This is a genomic window from Tardiphaga sp. OK245, from assembly GCF_900108575.1.
In the GTDB taxonomy this organism is placed as follows: Bacteria; Pseudomonadota; Alphaproteobacteria; order Rhizobiales; family Xanthobacteraceae; genus Tardiphaga; species Tardiphaga robiniae.
On sequence record NZ_FNWZ01000003.1, the window covers coordinates 208,714 to 226,258 of the forward strand.

17 protein-coding genes are annotated in these 17,545 nt (G+C 62.6%); 5 read left to right on the forward strand and 12 right to left on the reverse strand.

What is annotated here, in order from left to right; genetic code table 11:
- Positions 1 to 6 precede the first annotated feature (6 nt).
- Positions 7 to 1,026, reverse strand: coding sequence for a TRAP transporter substrate-binding protein (locus BLW80_RS13625; RefSeq protein ID WP_093758381.1), 1,020 nt, complete (start codon positions 1,024 to 1,026; stop codon positions 7 to 9).
- A 163-nt stretch (positions 1,027 to 1,189) separates the two neighbouring features.
- Between BLW80_RS13625 and BLW80_RS13630 the strand changes: the two genes are divergently transcribed.
- On the forward strand, positions 1,190 to 1,924 hold the full coding sequence (locus BLW80_RS13630) for a GntR family transcriptional regulator (protein ID WP_089264093.1): 735 nt from the start codon (positions 1,190 to 1,192) through the stop codon (positions 1,922 to 1,924).
- Here the strand turns inward: BLW80_RS13630 and BLW80_RS13635 are convergent.
- From BLW80_RS13635 to BLW80_RS13645, 3 genes are read right to left on the reverse strand one after another with little or no spacing between them, the layout of a single operon-like run.
- Complete coding sequence (locus BLW80_RS13635; protein ID WP_093758382.1) at positions 1,921 to 2,412, reverse strand: GFA family protein; 492 nt, start codon at positions 2,410 to 2,412, stop codon at positions 1,921 to 1,923. The two genes, BLW80_RS13630 and BLW80_RS13635, sit on opposite strands and share 4 nt — an antisense overlap.
- 28 nt (positions 2,413 to 2,440) lie before the next feature.
- On the reverse strand, positions 2,441 to 3,388 hold the full coding sequence (lipP1, locus tag BLW80_RS13640) for a LipP1 family hormone-sensitive lipase (protein ID WP_093758383.1): 948 nt from the start codon (positions 3,386 to 3,388) through the stop codon (positions 2,441 to 2,443).
- A 26-nt stretch (positions 3,389 to 3,414) separates the two neighbouring features.
- Positions 3,415 to 4,194 carry an SDR family NAD(P)-dependent oxidoreductase gene (locus BLW80_RS13645; RefSeq protein WP_093759076.1) on the reverse strand — a complete coding sequence of 260 codons (780 nt, stop codon included), beginning with the start codon at positions 4,192 to 4,194 and terminating at the stop codon, positions 3,415 to 3,417.
- A 225-nt stretch (positions 4,195 to 4,419) separates the two neighbouring features.
- On the opposite strand from BLW80_RS13645, the gene BLW80_RS13650 reads away from it, so the two are divergent.
- Positions 4,420 to 5,340 carry a DUF2155 domain-containing protein gene (locus BLW80_RS13650; protein ID WP_093758384.1) on the forward strand — a complete coding sequence of 307 codons (921 nt, stop codon included), beginning with the start codon at positions 4,420 to 4,422 and terminating at the stop codon, positions 5,338 to 5,340.
- Positions 5,341 to 5,355: 15 nt separating this feature from the next.
- Here BLW80_RS13650 and aat read toward each other — a convergent pair whose 3' ends face one another.
- Positions 5,356 to 6,042, reverse strand: coding sequence for a leucyl/phenylalanyl-tRNA--protein transferase (gene aat, locus BLW80_RS13655; RefSeq protein ID WP_093758385.1), 687 nt, complete (start codon positions 6,040 to 6,042; stop codon positions 5,356 to 5,358).
- A 287-nt stretch (positions 6,043 to 6,329) separates the two neighbouring features.
- On the opposite strand from aat, the gene BLW80_RS13660 reads away from it, so the two are divergent.
- Together BLW80_RS13660 and BLW80_RS13665 are read left to right on the forward strand one after the other, a co-directional pair.
- Entirely contained in the window at positions 6,330 to 7,685 is a 1,356-nt protein-coding gene (locus BLW80_RS13660) for an NAD(P)/FAD-dependent oxidoreductase (protein WP_093759077.1), read from the forward strand.
- 452 nt (positions 7,686 to 8,137) lie between these two features.
- On the forward strand, positions 8,138 to 9,583 hold the full coding sequence (locus tag BLW80_RS13665; protein ID WP_093758386.1) for a DASS family sodium-coupled anion symporter: 1,446 nt from the start codon (positions 8,138 to 8,140) through the stop codon (positions 9,581 to 9,583).
- Between the two features lie 57 nt (positions 9,584 to 9,640).
- Here the strand turns inward: BLW80_RS13665 and upp are convergent, their stop codons facing one another.
- The 3 genes from upp to BLW80_RS13680 are packed head-to-tail and all read right to left on the reverse strand — an operon-like array spanning position 9,641 to position 12,821.
- A complete protein-coding gene (gene upp / locus BLW80_RS13670; protein WP_089264099.1) occupies positions 9,641 to 10,270 on the reverse strand; it encodes a uracil phosphoribosyltransferase in 630 nt (209 codons plus the stop codon).
- A gap of 39 nt (positions 10,271 to 10,309) precedes the next feature.
- Entirely contained in the window at positions 10,310 to 11,554 is a 1,245-nt protein-coding gene (locus tag BLW80_RS13675; RefSeq protein WP_283805493.1) for a URC4/urg3 family protein, read from the reverse strand.
- Between the two features lie 10 nt (positions 11,555 to 11,564).
- Positions 11,565 to 12,821 (reverse strand): GTP cyclohydrolase II, encoded by a 1,257-nt coding sequence (locus BLW80_RS13680; RefSeq protein ID WP_092143569.1) that lies wholly within the window; start codon positions 12,819 to 12,821, stop codon positions 11,565 to 11,567.
- A gap of 251 nt (positions 12,822 to 13,072) precedes the next feature.
- On the opposite strand from BLW80_RS13680, the gene BLW80_RS13685 reads away from it, so the two are divergent.
- Positions 13,073 to 13,570: a Crp/Fnr family transcriptional regulator gene (locus tag BLW80_RS13685; RefSeq protein ID WP_093758388.1), complete on the forward strand. Its 498-nt coding sequence runs from the start codon at positions 13,073 to 13,075 to the stop codon at positions 13,568 to 13,570.
- Here the strand turns inward: BLW80_RS13685 and BLW80_RS13690 are convergent.
- From BLW80_RS13690 to BLW80_RS13705, 4 genes are all read right to left on the reverse strand, one after another.
- Positions 13,497 to 14,336, reverse strand: a complete 840-nt coding sequence (locus BLW80_RS13690) for a metallophosphoesterase family protein (RefSeq protein ID WP_093758389.1) — start codon at positions 14,334 to 14,336, stop codon at positions 13,497 to 13,499. The genes BLW80_RS13685 and BLW80_RS13690 overlap by 74 nt on opposite strands.
- Positions 14,337 to 14,483: 147 nt before the next feature.
- A complete protein-coding gene (locus tag BLW80_RS13695) occupies positions 14,484 to 15,578 on the reverse strand; it encodes a response regulator (RefSeq protein WP_093758390.1) in 1,095 nt (364 codons plus the stop codon).
- The gene (locus BLW80_RS13700) at positions 15,575 to 16,015 is read right to left on the reverse strand and encodes a response regulator (protein ID WP_089264105.1); all 441 of its coding nucleotides are present in this window, start codon (positions 16,013 to 16,015) and stop codon (positions 15,575 to 15,577) included. Before BLW80_RS13700 ends, BLW80_RS13695 begins: the two co-directional genes overlap by 4 nt.
- Positions 16,012 to 17,535 carry a sensor histidine kinase gene (locus BLW80_RS13705; protein ID WP_093758391.1) on the reverse strand — a complete coding sequence of 508 codons (1,524 nt, stop codon included), beginning with the start codon at positions 17,533 to 17,535 and terminating at the stop codon, positions 16,012 to 16,014. Before BLW80_RS13705 ends, BLW80_RS13700 begins: the two co-directional genes overlap by 4 nt.
- Positions 17,536 to 17,545: the final 10 nt, after the last annotated feature.

Here is a 17,545-nt window from a genome sequence, read left to right on the forward strand (position 1 = left end):
GCTCACTCAGTCCTTGTGAACGCGCTCAAGTTCACTATTGAACAGCTTGACGATCTCCTGATCGTAGTCGGCGGAGAATCTTGCCGCGATCGGCTTGGTCTTGTCGCGCATCTTCGCAAGCTCGGCCGGAGCGATCTCGTTGACCTCCATGCCCTTGGCCTTCAGCTCGCCGATGGAAGCCGCTGCGGCATCGCGGCTGACCTTGCGCTGATAGTCGCGGGCCTCGTTGGCGGCATCCTGCAGGATCTTCTGCTCGTCCTTGGAGAGCTTGTCCCAGAACACCTTGCTGACCAGGATGATGTTGGTCGAATAGGTGTGGTTGGTGACGCTGAGATATTTCTGCACCTCGTAGAACTTGTTCGACAGGATCACCGAGAACGGATTTTCCTGGCCGTCCACCGTGCGTGTTTCCAGCGCGGTGTAGAGCTCGGAGAAGCTCATCGGCACCGGATTGGCGTTGAACGCCTTGAAGGTCTCGAGATAGACCGGGTTCGGGATCACGCGGATCTTGATGCCGTCGAGGTCTTCGCCCTTGGTGATCGGGCGGCGGCTGTTGGTGACGTTCCGGAAGCCGAGATCCCAGTAGCCCAGACCGATCAGACCCTTCTCCGGCAGCTTGGCCAGCAGGGCCGAGCCGAGCGGGCCGTCCAGCAGCGCATCGGCCTGTTTCGGCGTCGAGACGATGAACGGGAAATCGATCAGCCCGTAATCCTTGACGATGCCGACCAGCGACGTCGTGGCCGGCGACTGCATTTCCTGCGTGCCGGCGCGCAGCGCCGATTGCTGCTGCATCTCGGAGCCGAGCTGGTTAGCGGGATATTCGCGCACCTTCATCTTGCCGCCGCTCTTGGCCGCAACGAGTTCGGTGAACTTCTGCACGCCCTTGCTGACGGGATGATCGGTGTTGTTGAGATGACCCCAGCGGATCGTGCGCTCCTGCACCTGCGCGGATGCAGGGCCGCCGGCGATGGCGAGGGTGGCGGCGATGGCGGCAAGCCAGACGGCGGACTTCGGGTGTACGGACATGTTGAAGCTCCCTTGGATGGTATTTTTACTTCTTGGCGTCACCGTCATCTACGACAAAACAAAAATCAACCGATATTTTACATTATCTATGATGATTTGTGTCTTAGGCGCGGGGTGATGTATGGTGGCGCAGCGCGACCATTCCTCGTCACCAGGACCTTTCATGCTGGATACCCCCATTGCGGACCGCGCCGGAGAGACCGTCGGCGACAGCGCCTATCGGCGTATCCGCAACGACGTGATTTTCGGCACGCTTGAACCCGGCCAGAAGCTGAAGCTGGAGAAGATGAGCGTCGCCTATGGCACCAGTGTCTCGACGCTGCGCGAGACGCTGAACCGGCTGTGTTCGGAAGGCTTTGTCGTCGCCGAAGGCCAGCGCGGTTTCGAGGTGACGTCGATCTCGGCCACCGAATTCCAGCAGATCGCCGAATTGCGCGAACTGCTCGAGGGCCATGCCATCGAGCAGTCCTTCAAATCAGGCGATCTCGACTGGGAGGCGCTGGTTGTCTCCGCGCATCACAAGCTGTCCGCCATGGAAAAGGCCATGCTGGCTGGCGACAAGTCGAAGACCGAGGCCTGGAAGCAGTGCGACTGGCAATTTCACCGTGCGCTGATCGCGGCCTGTGGATCGCAGGTGCTGCTCGATGCGCTGTCGGCGGCTTACGACAAGTATCTGCGCTACCAGATGCTGGCAGTGGTGTTTCGCGGCGAGGTCGCTGCCGTCGAGCATCGCGAGCTGATGAACGCCGCGCTGGCACGGGATTCCGCGAAGGCGCGAAAACTGCTGCACACCCACATCCATGACTGCGTGAAGCATGCGCTTGGCAATTCGGACTGGCTGAGACCGGCTCCGTCGCGGCAGCAAGCCATCCAGCAGCGCAGGAAACCGAAAACCTAGAACGGCTCGTCGTTGGGAGTCCGCTTCTTCTTTCTTCCCGGACGCTCCCAGACGACGCCCGGAAAGCCCTTGAGCGGAACCAGCGGCTCGCCGGTGTAGGTCCACTCCTGCAATTCCTCGATGCCGATATGATAAAGCGGCTGCCGGCCGGTGCGGCTTTCGAACAATGCGCGGGAAATGTTGACCATATGCGGCGAGCGGGCGCGCTCGTAAAATAGTGGCGTGCCGCATTGTGTGCAGAAGCTTCGCGCGCTGCCTGATGCAGTGTCTTCGAAGCGCGTAATCCCGGTCGCTCCCTTCGTGATATGAAAACGTTTGCGCCAGCTTCCGACATAGGTCGCGTAGGCCGCGCCATGGGCGCGTCGCGTTGCGCGCGAATGATCGTGCCAGGCCCAGCGCGCCGGAAAATCGATTTCGAACTGAACCGTGCCGCACAGGCAACGGCCCCTGACCGGACCGCCGGGTGCGATCTTCTCCGGTTTCTTCATCGCGATTGCTCCTCGGGCGCCGCGAGCGCTAGTCCAACCCTTTCAACCATTCGCCCATCTCATGCAGCGCCGTATTCGCCTTGGGCAGGATCTTGCCCATGGTGATGAAGCCGTGAAACTGGCCGGGATAGGTCTTGTATTCCACGGCGACGCCGGCGTCGGACAGGCGTCTGGCATATTCGTCGCCTTCGTCACGCAGCGGATCGGCGCCGGCGGTCAGCACATAGGCCGGCGGGAGGTCCTTCAGGTTCTCCACGCGGGCAGGTGACGCCCGCCAGTTGTCCACGTCGGCCTTGCTGGTGAGATAGTGATCGGCGAACCAGCGGATGACGTTGTGGGTCAGGAGGCAACTCGTCGCCGGTTCGCTGTGAGAGGGATGGCTCATGCGGAAGTCGGTGGCGGGATAGATCAGCAACTGGCCGGCGAGCTTTGGCCCACCATTGTCCCGCGCATCGATGGCCACGATGGCCGCGAGATTGCCGCCAGCGCTGTCGCCGCCGACGCTGATCTGCTTCGCATCCACATTGAGTTGCACGGCATTGTCGGAAATCCAGCGCGTCGCGGCGATGGCGTCGTCGATGGCTGCCGGAAACTTGTTCTCCGGCGCGAGGCGATAGTCGACCGAGATGACGATCATCTCGCCTTCATGGGCGAGGATGCGGCAGACCACGTCGTGGGAGTCGAGATCTCCGATCACCCAGCCGCCGCCATGGAAGAACACCAGGCACGGCGACATGCCGTCCTTTTTCCGCAGGGTCTTTGGTGTGTAGAGGCGCACGGGAATAGTGCCGGCCGGGCCGGGCACCATCATGGATGTCACCGACGCCAGTTCCGGCGGTTCGGGATTGGCGACCGGGCGCGCTTTCAAATACCACTCGCGCGCTTCCTGGGGCGAGATCGTCTCATAGGGCGGACGGCCGGCATCGCGGAAGACGTTGAGGACGGCGGCGGCATCGGGATCGAGGACAACGGGCATGTGATCTGCTCTTGGTTTTGGGATGTTTAGGCGGAGGTGCGGCCGCCATCGACGGTGTAAGCGGAGCCGGTGACGTAGCTCGCATCGTCGGAGGCGAGGAAGGCCACGATCGGGGCGACTTCCCGGGCAAGACCGAGCCGGCGTTGCGGCACGCGATCGACGACCTTGTCCACAGGGGCGGGCGCGCCGCGGCCGACGCGTGCGTCCACGATGGCTGACAGCATGCGGCTGTCGATCAGGCCGGGACAGACGCAGTTCACGCGTACATTGGTGCCGGTGCATTCCTGCGCCGCGCTCTTGGTGAGGCCGATCACTGCGTGTTTGCTGGCGCTGTAGACAGCGACTTCGGCCGAGCCGATCACGCCGGCGATGGACGCGGTGTTGATGATCGAGCCCTTGTTGGCCTTCAGCATCACTGGCAGCACGTGCTTCATGCCGAGAAAGACGCCGACTACATTGACGTCGAGCACCCGCCGGAAGTCGGTGAGCGACATCTTCACGATGGGCGTGATCGTGCCTTCGATCCCGGCATTGTTGTAGAAAATGTCGATGGTGCCGAAGCGCTTCACCGTGGCGGCGACATAGCCGATGACGTCGTCCTCGCTGGTGACGTCGGCGGTGAGCGCCAATGCTTCGGCGGAAGCGGGGAGTTGTTCGACCGCGCGCTGCAATGCGCCGGCATCGCGATCCACCGCGACGATTTTGGCGCCGCGCGCCGCCAGCAGCTTGATGGTCTCGGTGCCGATCACCCCGGCCGCGCCGGTAACGACGGCGATTCTGCCGTCCAGACGGATTCCGTCAGTCATCTTCAGCGTTCTCCCCATGCTCCGGTTTGTTCCGGATTGATGGCTGGTCGCGTATCGCGCGCCTGCCTGATGTGGACTATTTCACGGGGAGAATGACCTGACCAGCCGGGCGGTATGGGGAGCAGGGTGCCCTTTCGCCGCCGCATTCGGCGTGTTAACCGGAGGCGATTACGCGGCCATTCTCCTACAATGTCGCGAGCCTGATTCTCGATTGAGCCGCGCCGCATGTTGCGAACCCTGACCATTGCCGGATTTGCGGCCCTTCTGGCCGCCACCTCACTGTCGCCTGCACCTGTGCAAGCGCAGTTCGGTCCGCTGTTCGGCGACACGCCGCCGCGCCCGCCCGGGGCCGTGCCGCGTGGCCAGCAACCCCCGCCGCCTATGGACGACGAGGAAGAGGTGCCGGAACTGCCGCAGGGCCGTCTGTTGCCGACCCGTCCCGGCATGGGCGCACCGCCGCCCGGAGCCGTGCAGTCGCAGCCTCTGGCGCCGCCGCCCGGCAGCAACACCACTATCGTTCCGCAGAACCCGCCGGGGCAGGGACAGGCCCAGCAGCCGGCCGCGCCAGGGCAGCAACAGCCCGGCGTCGCCAACGCGCCGCCTGCCGCCACTCCCGGTGGCCGCCAGCCGCCGAAGGTGGCGCCGCCGACGCCCGCCACGCTGCAGCCTGGCGATGAGGTCGTTACCGAGCCGCCGGCGCAGAAGATCGTCAACAAGAAGGCCAGTTTCTCGGGCCTCGACAAGATCACCGGCCGCATCATCAATTTCGACGCCGATATCGGCGAGACTGTGCAGTTCGGCGCGCTCCGCGTGAAGACCGATGCCTGCTACACGCGTCCGGCGACCGAGGCCGCGAATACAGACGCCTTCGTCGAGGTCGATGAAATCACGCTGCAGGGCGAGGTGAAGCGGATCTTCTCCGGTTGGATGTTCGCGGCCAGTCCGGGCCTGCACGGCGTCGAGCATCCGATCTACGATATCTGGCTGACCGATTGTAAGCAGCCGGAAGCCACGGTTGCGACGACACAGCCCGACGCACCGCGTGCCCCGCCGCCGGCCCAGAAGCGTGCGCCGCCGAAACAGCAGCCGCGTGCCCAGCAGCAGCCCCTGCAGCCGCCGCCGGGCTTCCCGGCGTTCCGGCAGTAAGCGTTACGGCGCGTCTTAAGAGGCGCTATTCCGTCCCGCGATGATGTCCAGCACCGTCGCGCCCTTGAGCGGGAAATCCATCGGCAGTCTGTCGAATTCCGCAATGCCGTCGAGCGACGCGTCGAGCAGCTTGCGATAGCGGGCGCGCGGCACTTCCTGTGCGCCGAAGCTCAGCAGGTGATCGGTGACATATTGGGTGTCGAGCAGCTTGAAATCGCCGGCGATCAGCCGGGCGACCAGATGCACCAGTGCCACCTTCGAGGCATCGCGCGCATGATGAAACATGCTCTCGCCGAAGAACGCGCGGCCGAGCGAGACGCCATAGAGCCCGCCGGCCAGCGTGTCGTCCTGCCAGATCTCAACGCTGTGGGCATGGCCCATCTCGTGGAGCTCGCCATAGAGATCGCGAATCCGCGTGTTGATCCAGGTGTCCTCCCGGCCCGGCTTTGGCGCTGCGCATTCGGCCATCACGCGCTTGAAAGCGGTGTTGACGGTCACGGTGAAAACGTCGGAGCGCACGGTGCGGGCGAGGCGCGAGCTGATGCGAAACCCATCCAGCGGAATGACCCCGCGCATCTCGGGCTCGACCCAGAACAGGCCGGGATCGTCGGCGCTTTCCGACATCGGGAAGATGCCGCAGGCATAGGCGCGCAGCAGCAGTTCTGGCGTGACCTCGGAGGAGGCAGAGTCGCGTGAGCTCATGCGGCCAGCATAGCAGGCCGAGGCGGCGCGGGCGACGGTCTCGGCGCTCGACTGGCGCCGAGCGGATTGAGGGTGCCTCGGAGGATCGGAATCACGAACCAAGCAATGCTTATGCCCGGCATTTGGCTTACTCATTGGATCGGTCCTGGTCGCGCAGGGCACACTGATGCCAACGCGGGCTGATCAATCTGGAACCGCTCAACAACCGGCCTGGCGCGTCCGATTGTTGCTTGATTGTTCGGACGACGGGCATAGCTATCAGGATGCAGGCAGGGAGCCTGTTCACCATGACGAATATCGTGACAATCGACGGCAAGGCATCGATCAGAACGACAACGCCTCATCGGGTGGTCGTTGTCGGCGCCGGCTTCGGCGGGCTGGAGACCGTATATCGGCTGACCGGTGCCGATATCAGCATCACCATTGTCGATCGCCGCAATCATCATCTGTTTCAGCCGCTGCTGTATCAGGTCGCGACCGCATCGCTGGCGACGTCGGAGATCGCCTGGCCGATCCGTTATCTGCTGCGTGGACGCAAGGATGTGACGACACTGCTCGGCACCGTGACCGGCGTGGATGCGGCGGCGCGCCGGGTGCTGCTCGATGACGGGCAGACGCTGCCCTATGACACACTGGTGCTCGCCACAGGTGCCGGCCACGCCTATTTCGGCCATGATGAATGGGAGCCGTTCGCGCCGGGCCTCAAGACGCTGGAAGATGCGACCACGCTGCGCCGTCGTATTCTCACGGCCTTTGAGCGTGCCGAACGCGAGAGCGATCCCGTCAAGCGCGCGGCATTGCTGACCTTCGTGATTATCGGCGCCGGGCCGACGGGTGTCGAACTCGCCGGCACCATCGCGGAGCTCGCGCGGGTGACGCTGCCGGAAGATTTTCGCAATATCGATACGCGCAAGACGCGCGTGGTGCTGATCGAGGCGGGGACACGCGTGCTCGCTGGATTTCCGGAGGACCTGTCGGCCTATGCGCAGCGTTCGCTGGAGAAGCTCGGCGTCGAAGTCGCGCTCGGACATGCCGTGTCCGACTGCAATATCGATGGCGTTGTCTATGGCGACAAGACACTCGGCGCCAGGACGATCATCTGGGCGGCAGGCGTGCGCGCGTCGCCGGCTGCCGAATGGTTGGACGTTGCCGCCGATCGCGCCGGACGTCTGCAGGTCAACCCGGATCTTACAGTGCCGGGTCATCCCGAGATATTTGCTGTCGGTGACACCGTGACCATTGCTGCCCCTGATGGCAAGCCGGTACCTGGCATTGCCCCGGCAGCAAAGCAGGAAGGGCGCTATGTCGCGTCAGCAATCAAGCAACGTTTGCGTGGTGAGACGCCCGCACCGTTTCGCTATTCGCATGACGGCAGTCTCGCGCAGATCGGCAAGAAGCTCGCCGTGATCGACTTCGGCCGCGTCAGGCTGCGCGGCGCGCTGGCGTGGTGGATCTGGGGCATCGCCCATATCTATTTCCTGATCGGGCTGCGCAATCGTCTTGCCGTTGCGATCAACTGGCTGTGGATCCACACGCTGGATCAGCGCGGCGCGCGGCTGATCACGCAGGGGCGTGCCGTGGTCGACAGCCAATCCGTGCCGTCGCATAGCGGCGAGGAGAAGCGCGTCAGTTCGGCGCGCTGAAATCTCGGGACGGTTGCCAGGGCGGCTTGGCAAAAATAGATGCCATGGATGCCGCCAAGCGTAGGCCGCGGCTGATCCAGTATGAGAGCGTCGCCTGACTATACGCGCCGGCGAGCTACCCGCACGGCAATGTGCCGGCGATCGGCAGCGGCAGCTTCACTTATGACCTGTCGTCGGCTTGCTCCCCATGCGGTGAAGAAAACCATCCGATAGACGAGCATTTCCTGCCACTCCATGTCGCGTTCGGGGCTGCCGGCGCAACGCCGCGCGTGACCCGGCTGCATGAGAGCGCGACGTTTGCTGCGGATGCGAAAGGAAAGAGGGGCGCGCTCTAAGATGGTGATACATGCGACGCAGATCGCGTTGGCGGTTGCTCGCCGGGCAACAACTGGTGTTACGTTGCCGGACGTATTGTCGCAGGTACGGCGGCTCGGCTCGCCGGAGGAGATGCCGTGTCGCTGAGCTGGAAGAAGATTGCACCTCTCGCTGTCTGGCTGGTGCTGTACGTCATCCCGATTCCGGCAGGGCTTGTCGCCAATCAGTGGCATTATTTTGCCGTTTTCGCTGCGGTGATTACCGGCCTGATCCTGGAATCGATGCCCGTCGGCGCGGTCGGTCTGATCGGTCTGACCTTTGCGGGCGTGATGGGATATGTCGAACACGATCCCAACAAGTCGCTGCGCTGGATGTTGAGCGGATTCTCCGAAAGCACGGTGTGGCTGATTGTCGGCGCCTTCGTATTCTCGATCGGCTATCGCAAGAGCGGTCTTGGCAGGCGTCTGGCATTGCTGCTGGTTCGCGGCCTCGGGCGCAACACGGTGGGACTGGGTTATGCCGTTGCGCTGTCCGATCTCGTTCTCGCGCCCGCGACGCCATCGAACACCGCGCGCAGCGGCGGCACGGTCTATCCGATTGTCAGCAACATCCCGAAGATCTACGGATCGGAGCCGGGTCCGACAGCCGGCAGGATCGGAACCTATGTGATGTGGACCGCATTCGCGGCGACTGCAGTCACGAGCTCGATGTTCCTCACCGCGCTTGCGCCCAATGCGGCTGCACTGAGCATCGCCAAGAAGATCGTGAGCGTGGACGTCGGCTGGTCACAGTGGTTCATCGGCTTCGCGCCGCTCGGCGTGCCGCTTATTTTGCTTCTGCCACTGCTGAGCTACGCAATTTGCCGACCGGAGGTGAAAGAAAGCCCGGAGATCGTGGCGTGGAGCGCGAGCGAACTCGCGTCGATGGGGGCGTTGTCGCGCAGCGAATGGATCATGGCCGGACTGGTCGTGCTTGCGATGTTCCTGTGGATCACCGGATCCAATCCCGACATCTCGCTGCCTGGCGTCGGTTCGAACTTCATCAATGCGACCATGGTGGTGTTCGTTGTGATCTCGCTGATGCTCGTCACCGGCGTCATCACGTTTTCCGACATCATCGCCGAGAAAGCAGCGTGGGAGGTGTTTTTCTACTTCACATCGCTGCTGACGTTGTCATCCGGCCTCAACGACATCGGCTTCATCAAATGGGCTGCCGCCGGCCTGGCGGCTCCGCTCGCCACATTCAGCCCGACCATCGCGATGATCCTGCTGGTCTCGATCTTCTTCTGGATCCACTATTTTTTCTCGAGCATTACGGCGCACGCGGCGGCGATGCTGCCTGTCGTGCTGGCGGTGGGGTCGAGCATTCCCGGAATCCCGATGTCGACTCTGACACTGCTCTGTATCTATTCGCTTGGCCTGATGGGCGTGATCTCGCCCTATGCCACCGGACCGGCGCCGATGTATTTTGGCAGCGGCTATATCGGCAAGGCCGACTTCTGGAAGTTCGGCCTGATCTTCGGGTTGATCTATTTCGCCGGCTTGCTGCTGGTCGTAATGCCCTGGCTGCTGATGATCAACTGAGCCACAGTCCAAGGAAGTGTCGCGTGGTAGGAGGCGTCCGCGTGTCGGTGCACCCCGCTACCTGGTGCCGTAAGCACGGTCACCGGCGTCACCGAGACCCGGCTCGATATAGGCGTGCTCGTTCAGCCGGTCGTCGATCGCCGCGGTCCAGATCGGGACGTCCGGATGATAGCCGCGCAGACGTTCGATGCCTTCGGGGGCGGCCAGCAAGCAGACGAAGCGGATGTCCTTGGCGCCGCGCTCCTTGATGCGATCGATGGCGGCCACCGCGGTGTTTGCCGTGGCCAGCATCGGATCGATCACGATGACGAGGCGCTCGTCGAGATTGGTCGGCGCCTTGAAGAAGTATTCCACGGCCACAAATGTTTCGGGATCTCGGTACAGGCCGATATGCGCGATGCGCGCAGAGGGCACTAGGCCGATCATGCCTTCGACGAAAGAGAGGCCGGCGCGAAGGATCGGTGCGAAGACCAGCTTCTTGCCGGCGATTTCCTTGCCGGTCATCTTCATGATCGGCGTCTCGATCTCGACATCGGTGAGCGGAAGGTCGCGCGTCACCTCGTAGCACAGCAGCATGCCGATTTCGTTGAGCAGTTCGCGAAAGCCCTTGGTCGAGCGGTTCTTGTCGCGGATCAGCGTCAGCTTGTGCTGCACCAGCGGGTGATTAACGATCGTGACGCCGTCCATGAACCTCATCCGTTGCGAGAGTGTAAAACCGTCTTTGATCTAGAAAACCGTACCGTCGCTGATGACCTTCACCGGCGGCGAATGATCCTCGCGGCGCTCGCGCGCCAGGATGCGACCGGCGGCCCATGTGCCTCCTTCAAGCACCTTGGCCAGCGGCAGCGACGTCGCGTCGAGCTTCAGTCTTTGTCGCAGGCCGCCGGCGACGCGGTCAAGCAGCGCCACGGTCAGCGCCCGCCATTCCACCACCAGCGGCGACGATACGTCGTGTTCACGCGCGGCGTCAGCGGGATCGCGGAATTTCAGGACACCACCATCAACGAAAAGGCCACCATTGCGATATTCGGCCAATCCCGTGAGGCCGTCGATATCGGTCACATCGATGCCTGCGGTCTGCAGCGGTTCGATCAGCGAATAGGCCAGCCATTGCGACAGCTTGTGCAGGGGTACAAGGCCGCTCGTCGCATCCGAGGTCGTCATCGCTGGATGCTTCCAGCAATCACCGAGCGCGATGCCATCCAGCGTCAGCCGCGACGGCCAGATCGGACCGAGTTGCAGCAGCAGTTCCGAGAGGATGGTGGGGGCGGGCAGGCGGCCATTGTCAGCCAGCGACGCCAGACGGTCGAACAATCCGCCGGGTCGCGGCGTATCCTTCGTGCCGAACATATCGGGCTTCGACGCTACGTGTTCGCCAAGCCGGCGCAGCAGATCGGCGCGGCCGTCGATGCCGACCATTGGATTGGTGTCGGAGACCTGCATGCCGCGCTTGAGATCGCTGACGTCGAGCTCTGCGAGCTTGCTGGCATCGGCGCGCAGTGGCTGCGCGGGATCGGCAGAGAATGTGCCGCCGGCAAACATCGCAAGGCTCGCGAGACCTAGACCTTCGGAACGGCCAATGGCCGCGCCGGTTTGGGGATCGGTATAGCGCCAGGTCGGACCGGCCCCGGCATCGAGGAACACGCTGGTGATGGCGAGATCGAATTCCGCGCGTCCGCGTGCTGCGCGATCAGGCCACGTGATACGGTCCGAGATATCGGCCCAGCGATTGTCGCCGGCATTGACGAAGTGACGCCAGCGCGAATGGAACGGCACATCGAGCGACGGATAGGAGGCGCGCGTCGTGTCCAGCACCAGGTTGATCACATCGTCCATGCGCGTGAGATCGATACGGAAGTTCGGCAGTTTGTCGTCGAGGCCGAGGTTCAGCATGCGTTGCGCACGGGTGCGCACGGCGTGAGCTGACAGTAACGAGAGGGCGGCAGAGGCTTCCGGGGTCTGGGGATTCACTGCTGATATCTCAATACTTCTCAAGCCCGCGACCGACGGAGTCGATCAGATCCTGCGGTGTCACCGGGTCCGGCGTGAAGTAGCCAGCCGCCTTCTTGGCGGCGATCTCCACATGCGCATCCGCCGGGATCATGTCGTCGGGGATCGGCACGCGCTCGACGATCTCGACGCCCTGACTGGTCAACGCATCATGCTTCATGTCGCTCATGGAAATGAAGCGATCGATGCGCTTGAGGCCGAGCCAATGCACGACGTCCGGCATCAACTGCTGGAAGCGCGCATCCTGCACGCCGGCCACGCATTCGGTGCGTTCGAAATACTGCGCAGCGGCGTCGCCGCCTTCCTGGCGCTTGCGCGCATTGTAGACGAGGAATTTGGTGACCTCGCCGAGCGCGCGGCCTTCCTTGCGGTTGTAGATGATGATGCCGAGACCGCCGGACTGGCCGGCGCGGGCGCATTCCTCGATACCGTGAATTAGATAGGGGCGGCAGGTGCAGATATCGGAGCCGAACACGTCGGAGCCGTTGCACTCGTCGTGAACGCGGCAGGTGATCTTGGTCGTGTGATCCGGTAGCTTGCTGACGTCGCCGAACAGATAGGCGGTAGTCCCGCCGATGGGCGGCAGGAACACCTGCAGGTCAGGCCGCGTCACAAGTTCGGGAAACATGCCCGCGGTCTGTTCGAACAGCTGGCGGCGCAGATTGTTCTCGCTGGTATCAAAGCGTTTGGCGAGACCGGGCAGATACCACACGGGATCGATGGCAATCTTGACGACGGAGACGCTGCCATTGGCATGAACGACGTCGCCGTCGTGTTTGAGGCGACCGCCAGCGATCGCGGCCTGCAGCTCGGGCAGATCGAGCCGCGCCTTGGTGATCGCGATGCTCGGGCGGATATCGATCCCTTCGGCGATCTCGGGCGCAAAGTTTTCGGCAACGAGATGACCCCAGGGATCGAGCGATACGATCTTCTCGGGATCGGTCCATTGTCCGAAAGGCCCGACGACAGCAGCGGGATGGGTGTTTGTGAGGTCGGGGCGCTTCAGCGGATCAAGCGCGCCGGATGAAACCGCGAGTGCGCGATAGACCGAATAGGAGCCGCCATGGGTGCCGATGACGTTGCGGTCCTGCGGGCGGGAAACGGTGCCGATGACCGGTCCACGTTCGCGTGCGGAGGCTGCGCCCCACTGGATCGGGAAGTGATGTTTGGCGCCCGGCGCAGGATGCGACGTCAGGCGAATATGATCGATCCGGTTGGAACGGCTCATCGCAAAGGCCCCCTAAAATGGCAACGGCCCGTCTGGAAGGACGGGCCTTATTGCTAAGGAAGCAACTAACTATAACTATCTCCCGAACAAATGCAACAGGGAGAAAGACGTGGTAGCCGGGGCGGGACGTCTCGCAAGCTCCGCCGCACCCAATATGCGCCGGTTGCCGACAATTTCGGCGCATTCGGGCCTTGTGTCACGCGATCGTCACGGCGAGCATACGCTTTATCAACCATGTTGGAGTGCCTGATATGCGCGCCGTTCTGGATCATTGCAGCGATGGCGTGAAGCACAGCGTTGCAGCGGGCGATACGATCATCCGGGAAGGACAGACCAGCGGACATTTGTTCGTGCTGATCGAAGGGCAGCTCGATGTCGTCAAGGGCGACACGGTGGTTGCGAGTTTGACCGAACCCGGTGCTGTGGTCGGTGAAATGTCGGTGCTCCTCGAACAGCCGCATACCGCGACCGTGCGCGCCGCGATGGAGACGCAAGTCTATGAGTTCGAGAATGCGACGGATTTCCTGCGGGATCACCCGACCGTCGCGCTGATGATCGCGCGGCTGCTGGCGCAGCGGCTCAATGTGGCGACGAGCTATCTTGCCGATATCAAGCAGCAATATGCCGGCCATGGTACGCATCTGTCGATGGTCGGCGAGCTCCTGGAAAACATGGTCAACCTGTCGCCGACGAAGGTGTCACCAGATTCGGATCGGGGCTCGGATCGACACAACGATCCACGGATGTGAGCCATGCGGGCGCGACCTTGATCGGTAACGCCGGACGCTGCAGCGGAGCGTTCAGATCGATATGGTCAGCGCCTTCCGCCGATAGCCAGAATGCTGTGCCGTCATCGAGGTCGAGCACGATGTAAGTTGGCGGCCGACCGAACTGTCGGCCTGCATTGAACACCCAGGTCTCACCAATCCGGTCGTACCATGAGCCGTCTTGGACAAACGGAGACTCATGCACGTGGCCTGAGATCACCATCGCGGGCCGATGCGCCTCGATCCATTGCACCAGTTCGACATCGCCGAAGTAACGCTTGCCGCCCCAGCTCGTCGGCGAGTTGGTCGGCGGTGCGTGATGGACCCAGATCCAGCGTTTTGCGCTTTGTGCGGATGCTTCGCTGAGTTGTTGCACGATACGCTGCTGCACCAGCGGACCGTCCCACCATGGGCAAACCGTGAAGAGCGTATCACCGATGGTGAGACTGTCACCATCGCAGGCGATGCCGAGTTGTCTGACATCGCCAACCCATCGCGCGATCTTCTCGCCTTCATCGTTGCGTTCGTCGAGATCGTGATTGCCAGAGCACAGGATCACCTTGGTGCGTTGGGCAAGCAGGCCGAGATACTTTTTCACCACCAGGATTTGAGCGCGGAAGTCGACGACCGAGGCGATATCAAGAGCGTCGCCAGCAAAGATCACGAGGTCGAATTGCGGCGCGACGCTGAGTAGCCAGTCGAACTGGGGCAGCGAATAGTGGAGATCGGCTACGACAAGGCAGCGCATATGAAATCCGAGGTCCGGAAAGAAAGAGAAATATCAGCAGACTGAAAGGTGCAGTCTAGGCATGCGATGGAACCGCGCAAGGCGAACGGGCGCGGCATATTTGTGCAGGTTGAGAGTGTTTAAGGCGCGGCCGCAGCGCAGACGGGCCTAGCCCGCAGCGCTGACCGGCGGTTTGGCCGCGGGCTTGGTGACGGCGCAGAAGCGCAGGACGATGCGGGTGCCAGTGTGATCGGGATCGCGCTCGACGGAAGCTTCGAGCTTGCTGGCCATGGCATTGACAATGCGCTGGCCCATGCCGGTGGAGCGCGGATCGACTTTCACGTTGAGGCCGACGCCATCGTCAGTGATCGACAGTTCGAGCTGGTCGCCCTGCGCGGTGAGCACGACATGGATCGGGCCGGCTCCGTCGGGATAGGCGTATTTGACGGCGTTCATCACCAGCTCGTTGACGATGATGCCGATGGCGACGGCGCGGTCCGGGTCGATCTCGACGGCTTCGGCCTTCAACGTGAGGCGCGACATCCGGTTGCCTTCGGCGGAGCGACGGAGATCTTCCAGCAGGGCTTCGAGATACTGATTGAGCAGCACGCTGTTGAGGTCGTGCGAGGTGTACAGCCGGCGATGGACCTGCGCCACGGCGGCGACACGGCCCATGGCATTGGTCAGCGCCACCTTGACGTGATCTTCGCTGGTTGAGTTGGCCTGCAGATGCAGCAGCGAGGCGATGATCTGCAGCGAATTGCCGACACGGTGATTGACCTCGCGCAGCAGCACTTCGCGCTCGGCCGCGAGGGCCGCATAGCGGTCGCGTGACGCGTGGACTTCGGCTTCGGCGTCGTCGCGTGCCTTTGATATCAGGGCCTGTTTAATGGCGGTCGTGCAGGCGACATGCAGCAGCGGCAGGAAGTCGCCCTGGGTGTCCTTCACCAGATAGTCGGCGGCACCTGCCTTGAGGGCGGTGACGGCGATCTTGCTGTCCTGCGACGCCGTGACGAACACCACCGGGGGCGGCGAGGGCAGTTTCTGGATCTGCTCAAGCGTTTCCAACCCGTCGAGGCCCGGCATGTACTGATCGAGCGCGATGACGTCGATACCACCCTGCTTGATCCGTTCGATACCGGCTTCGCCATTGTCGCAATGCTCGACGCCAAAGCCCTGCCGCGTCAGGCCGCGCGACACCAGCCGCGCAAGACCTGCGTCGTCATCGATATACAGCAGCGTAGGCGTCGTGGCAGATGTCATGTGGACGCTTGTGGAACCTGAATGACGGAGAAAAACAGACCGAGTTGGCGGATCGCGTTGGCGAAGCTCTCGTAGTTCACGGGCTTGGTGATGTAGACGTTACAGCCCAATTCGTAGCAGCGTTTGATTTCCTGTGCGTCGTCGGTGGTGGTGAGGACCACGACGGGCGCGCATTTGAGAAATTCGTTCTCTTTGACACGCTTCAGGATATCGATCCCGGTCATGTCGGGCAGGTTGAGGTCGAGCAGAATCAGCAGGGCTTCGCCCTTGTGATCGAGGCCAGTGCTATCCTTGCCAAACAGATAGTTGACGGCGTCTGTACCGTTGGTGAACGGGATGATCTCATTATTGACACCCGAGCGCCTGATATTGCGTTCGATCAGACGGGCGTGACCCTCGTCGTCTTCGATCATAATGATGGTAACTGGCTTACTCATGTTTGTTTATCCCGGTTATGCCCCGTCCATCTGGCCGGCAGCGTGACGGTGAAGTTGCTGCCGTTGCCGAGTTCCGATGACACCGACATGGTGCCGCCCATTCGTCGCACCAAAGCGCGCACATGGGCCAATCCGATGCCCTGGCCGGGCTTGTCCTGTGTACCCGCACGGCGGAAAAGATCAAAGATGCGCTGATGATCCCGGGGATCGATGCCGCGGCCGTTGTCGATAATCTCGAAGATCGCAAAGCCCATCTTGGTGCGGCCCTTGACGCGAATGTCGCCAGGGACGCCGGGCTTCAGATATTTCAGCGCATTGTCGATCAGGTTGCCGAAGATCTGTTCCATTGCGAGACGATCGCTCTCGATGTCAGGCAATGGCTCGATGCGGATCTGGGTTTCGGTCTCGGCTGCCTGATGCGCCACCGTGGACGCGATGCCTTCGATGAGTTCGCGGGTGTCGATCTTGACGGGCTTGAATTCGCGCCGGCCCTCGCGGGTCAGATTGAGAATAGCGCTGATCAAGCGGTCCATCTTCCCGATCGACGATTTGATGAAGCCGAGCGCTTCGGTGAAATCGGCGGAGAGTTGCTTGTCCTGTTCGGGCAGCGCCGGCTCCGGCAATTCGCCGTTCACATCGGGCACGACGGGGTCTGCATTGGCGAGCGTTGCGATGCGCCTGAAGATATCGCCGCGCAGCTCTTCGAGCTCGCTGGTGAAGCCCATGATGTTGACCAGCGGCGAGCGGAGGTCGTGGCTGACGATATAGGAGAAGCGCTGCAGCTCGTCGTTGGCTTCGCGCAAGTCGGCGGTGCGCTCCTCAACGGCGGCTTCGAGGTCGATGTTGCTGTCGCGCAACCTGGCCTCCGCCTCATCGCGGGCGTTTGACGAGCGGCGCACGAGGAAGATCGACAGCGCCGCCAGGAGCACCACCAGGCCGGAGCCGGCCACGGTGACCCACGAGGCCCATTGCTGGCTCTGGTCGGCCGTCCGGGTGCGTTCGACGAACAGGCGGCCTTCTTCGGCGCGCATCGCGCGGGTGATATCGGCGATGTCCTGAACGGCCTGATTGGCGCCGCCGCGACGAAGGATGTCGATGCTCGACTGGATGTCGTTGTTCTTGATGCGGTCGATCCCCCTGGCGAATTCCGCCAGTCGCTGCTCGACGGCTGCACGCAGTTTGACCGTGTTGGCGACCTGGGCCGGATTGTCGTTGGCGAGGGCCACCAGTCTGTCGACGGCCGGCAGGATCGCGGTCGCCGAGGTTTCATATTCGGAAAGGAATTGTGGACCGCTGGACAGCAGATAGGCGCGGGTCGCGCTTTCGGTCCGGCGGATTTCCAGCAGCAGGTTCGATATCTGGTTCTGGACTTCGACGGTGTGGACCACCCACCTGGAATCGTCACGTGCCTGGTTCACCAGGATAACGGAGGCCGCGCTGATGGCGGCAAGCACCAGCAATCCCGCCAAGAGCACCAGGATTTGCCATAGCGCTCGCCTGCGGGCGGCGTCAGCGGTCACGTAATACTCG

Coding starts and splice junctions, on each gene's coding strand:
- BLW80_RS13645 (WP_093759076.1), bottom strand. CDS start 4,194: ATGACTGACGGAATCCGTCTGGACGGCAGAATCGCCGTCGTTACCGGC.
- BLW80_RS13695 (WP_093758390.1), bottom strand. CDS start 15,578: ATGACATCTGCCACGACGCCTACGCTGCTGTATATCGATGACGACGCA.
- lipP1 (WP_093758383.1), bottom strand. CDS start 3,388: ATGCCCGTTGTCCTCGATCCCGATGCCGCCGCCGTCCTCAACGTCTTC.
- BLW80_RS13700 (WP_089264105.1), bottom strand. CDS start 16,015: ATGAGTAAGCCAGTTACCATCATTATGATCGAAGACGACGAGGGTCAC.
- BLW80_RS13635 (WP_093758382.1), bottom strand. CDS start 2,412: ATGAAGAAACCGGAGAAGATCGCACCCGGCGGTCCGGTCAGGGGCCGT.
- BLW80_RS13625 (WP_093758381.1), bottom strand. CDS start 1,026: ATGTCCGTACACCCGAAGTCCGCCGTCTGGCTTGCCGCCATCGCCGCC.
- BLW80_RS13680 (WP_092143569.1), bottom strand. CDS start 12,821: ATGAGCCGTTCCAACCGGATCGATCATATTCGCCTGACGTCGCATCCT.
- BLW80_RS13660 (WP_093759077.1), top strand. CDS start 6,330: ATGACGAATATCGTGACAATCGACGGCAAGGCATCGATCAGAACGACA.
- BLW80_RS13690 (WP_093758389.1), bottom strand. CDS start 14,336: ATGCGCTGCCTTGTCGTAGCCGATCTCCACTATTCGCTGCCCCAGTTC.
- aat (WP_093758385.1), bottom strand. CDS start 6,042: ATGAGCTCACGCGACTCTGCCTCCTCCGAGGTCACGCCAGAACTGCTG.
- BLW80_RS13685 (WP_093758388.1), top strand. CDS start 13,073: ATGCGCGCCGTTCTGGATCATTGCAGCGATGGCGTGAAGCACAGCGTT.
- upp (WP_089264099.1), bottom strand. CDS start 10,270: ATGGACGGCGTCACGATCGTTAATCACCCGCTGGTGCAGCACAAGCTG.
- BLW80_RS13630 (WP_089264093.1), top strand. CDS start 1,190: ATGCTGGATACCCCCATTGCGGACCGCGCCGGAGAGACCGTCGGCGAC.
- BLW80_RS13650 (WP_093758384.1), top strand. CDS start 4,420: ATGTTGCGAACCCTGACCATTGCCGGATTTGCGGCCCTTCTGGCCGCC.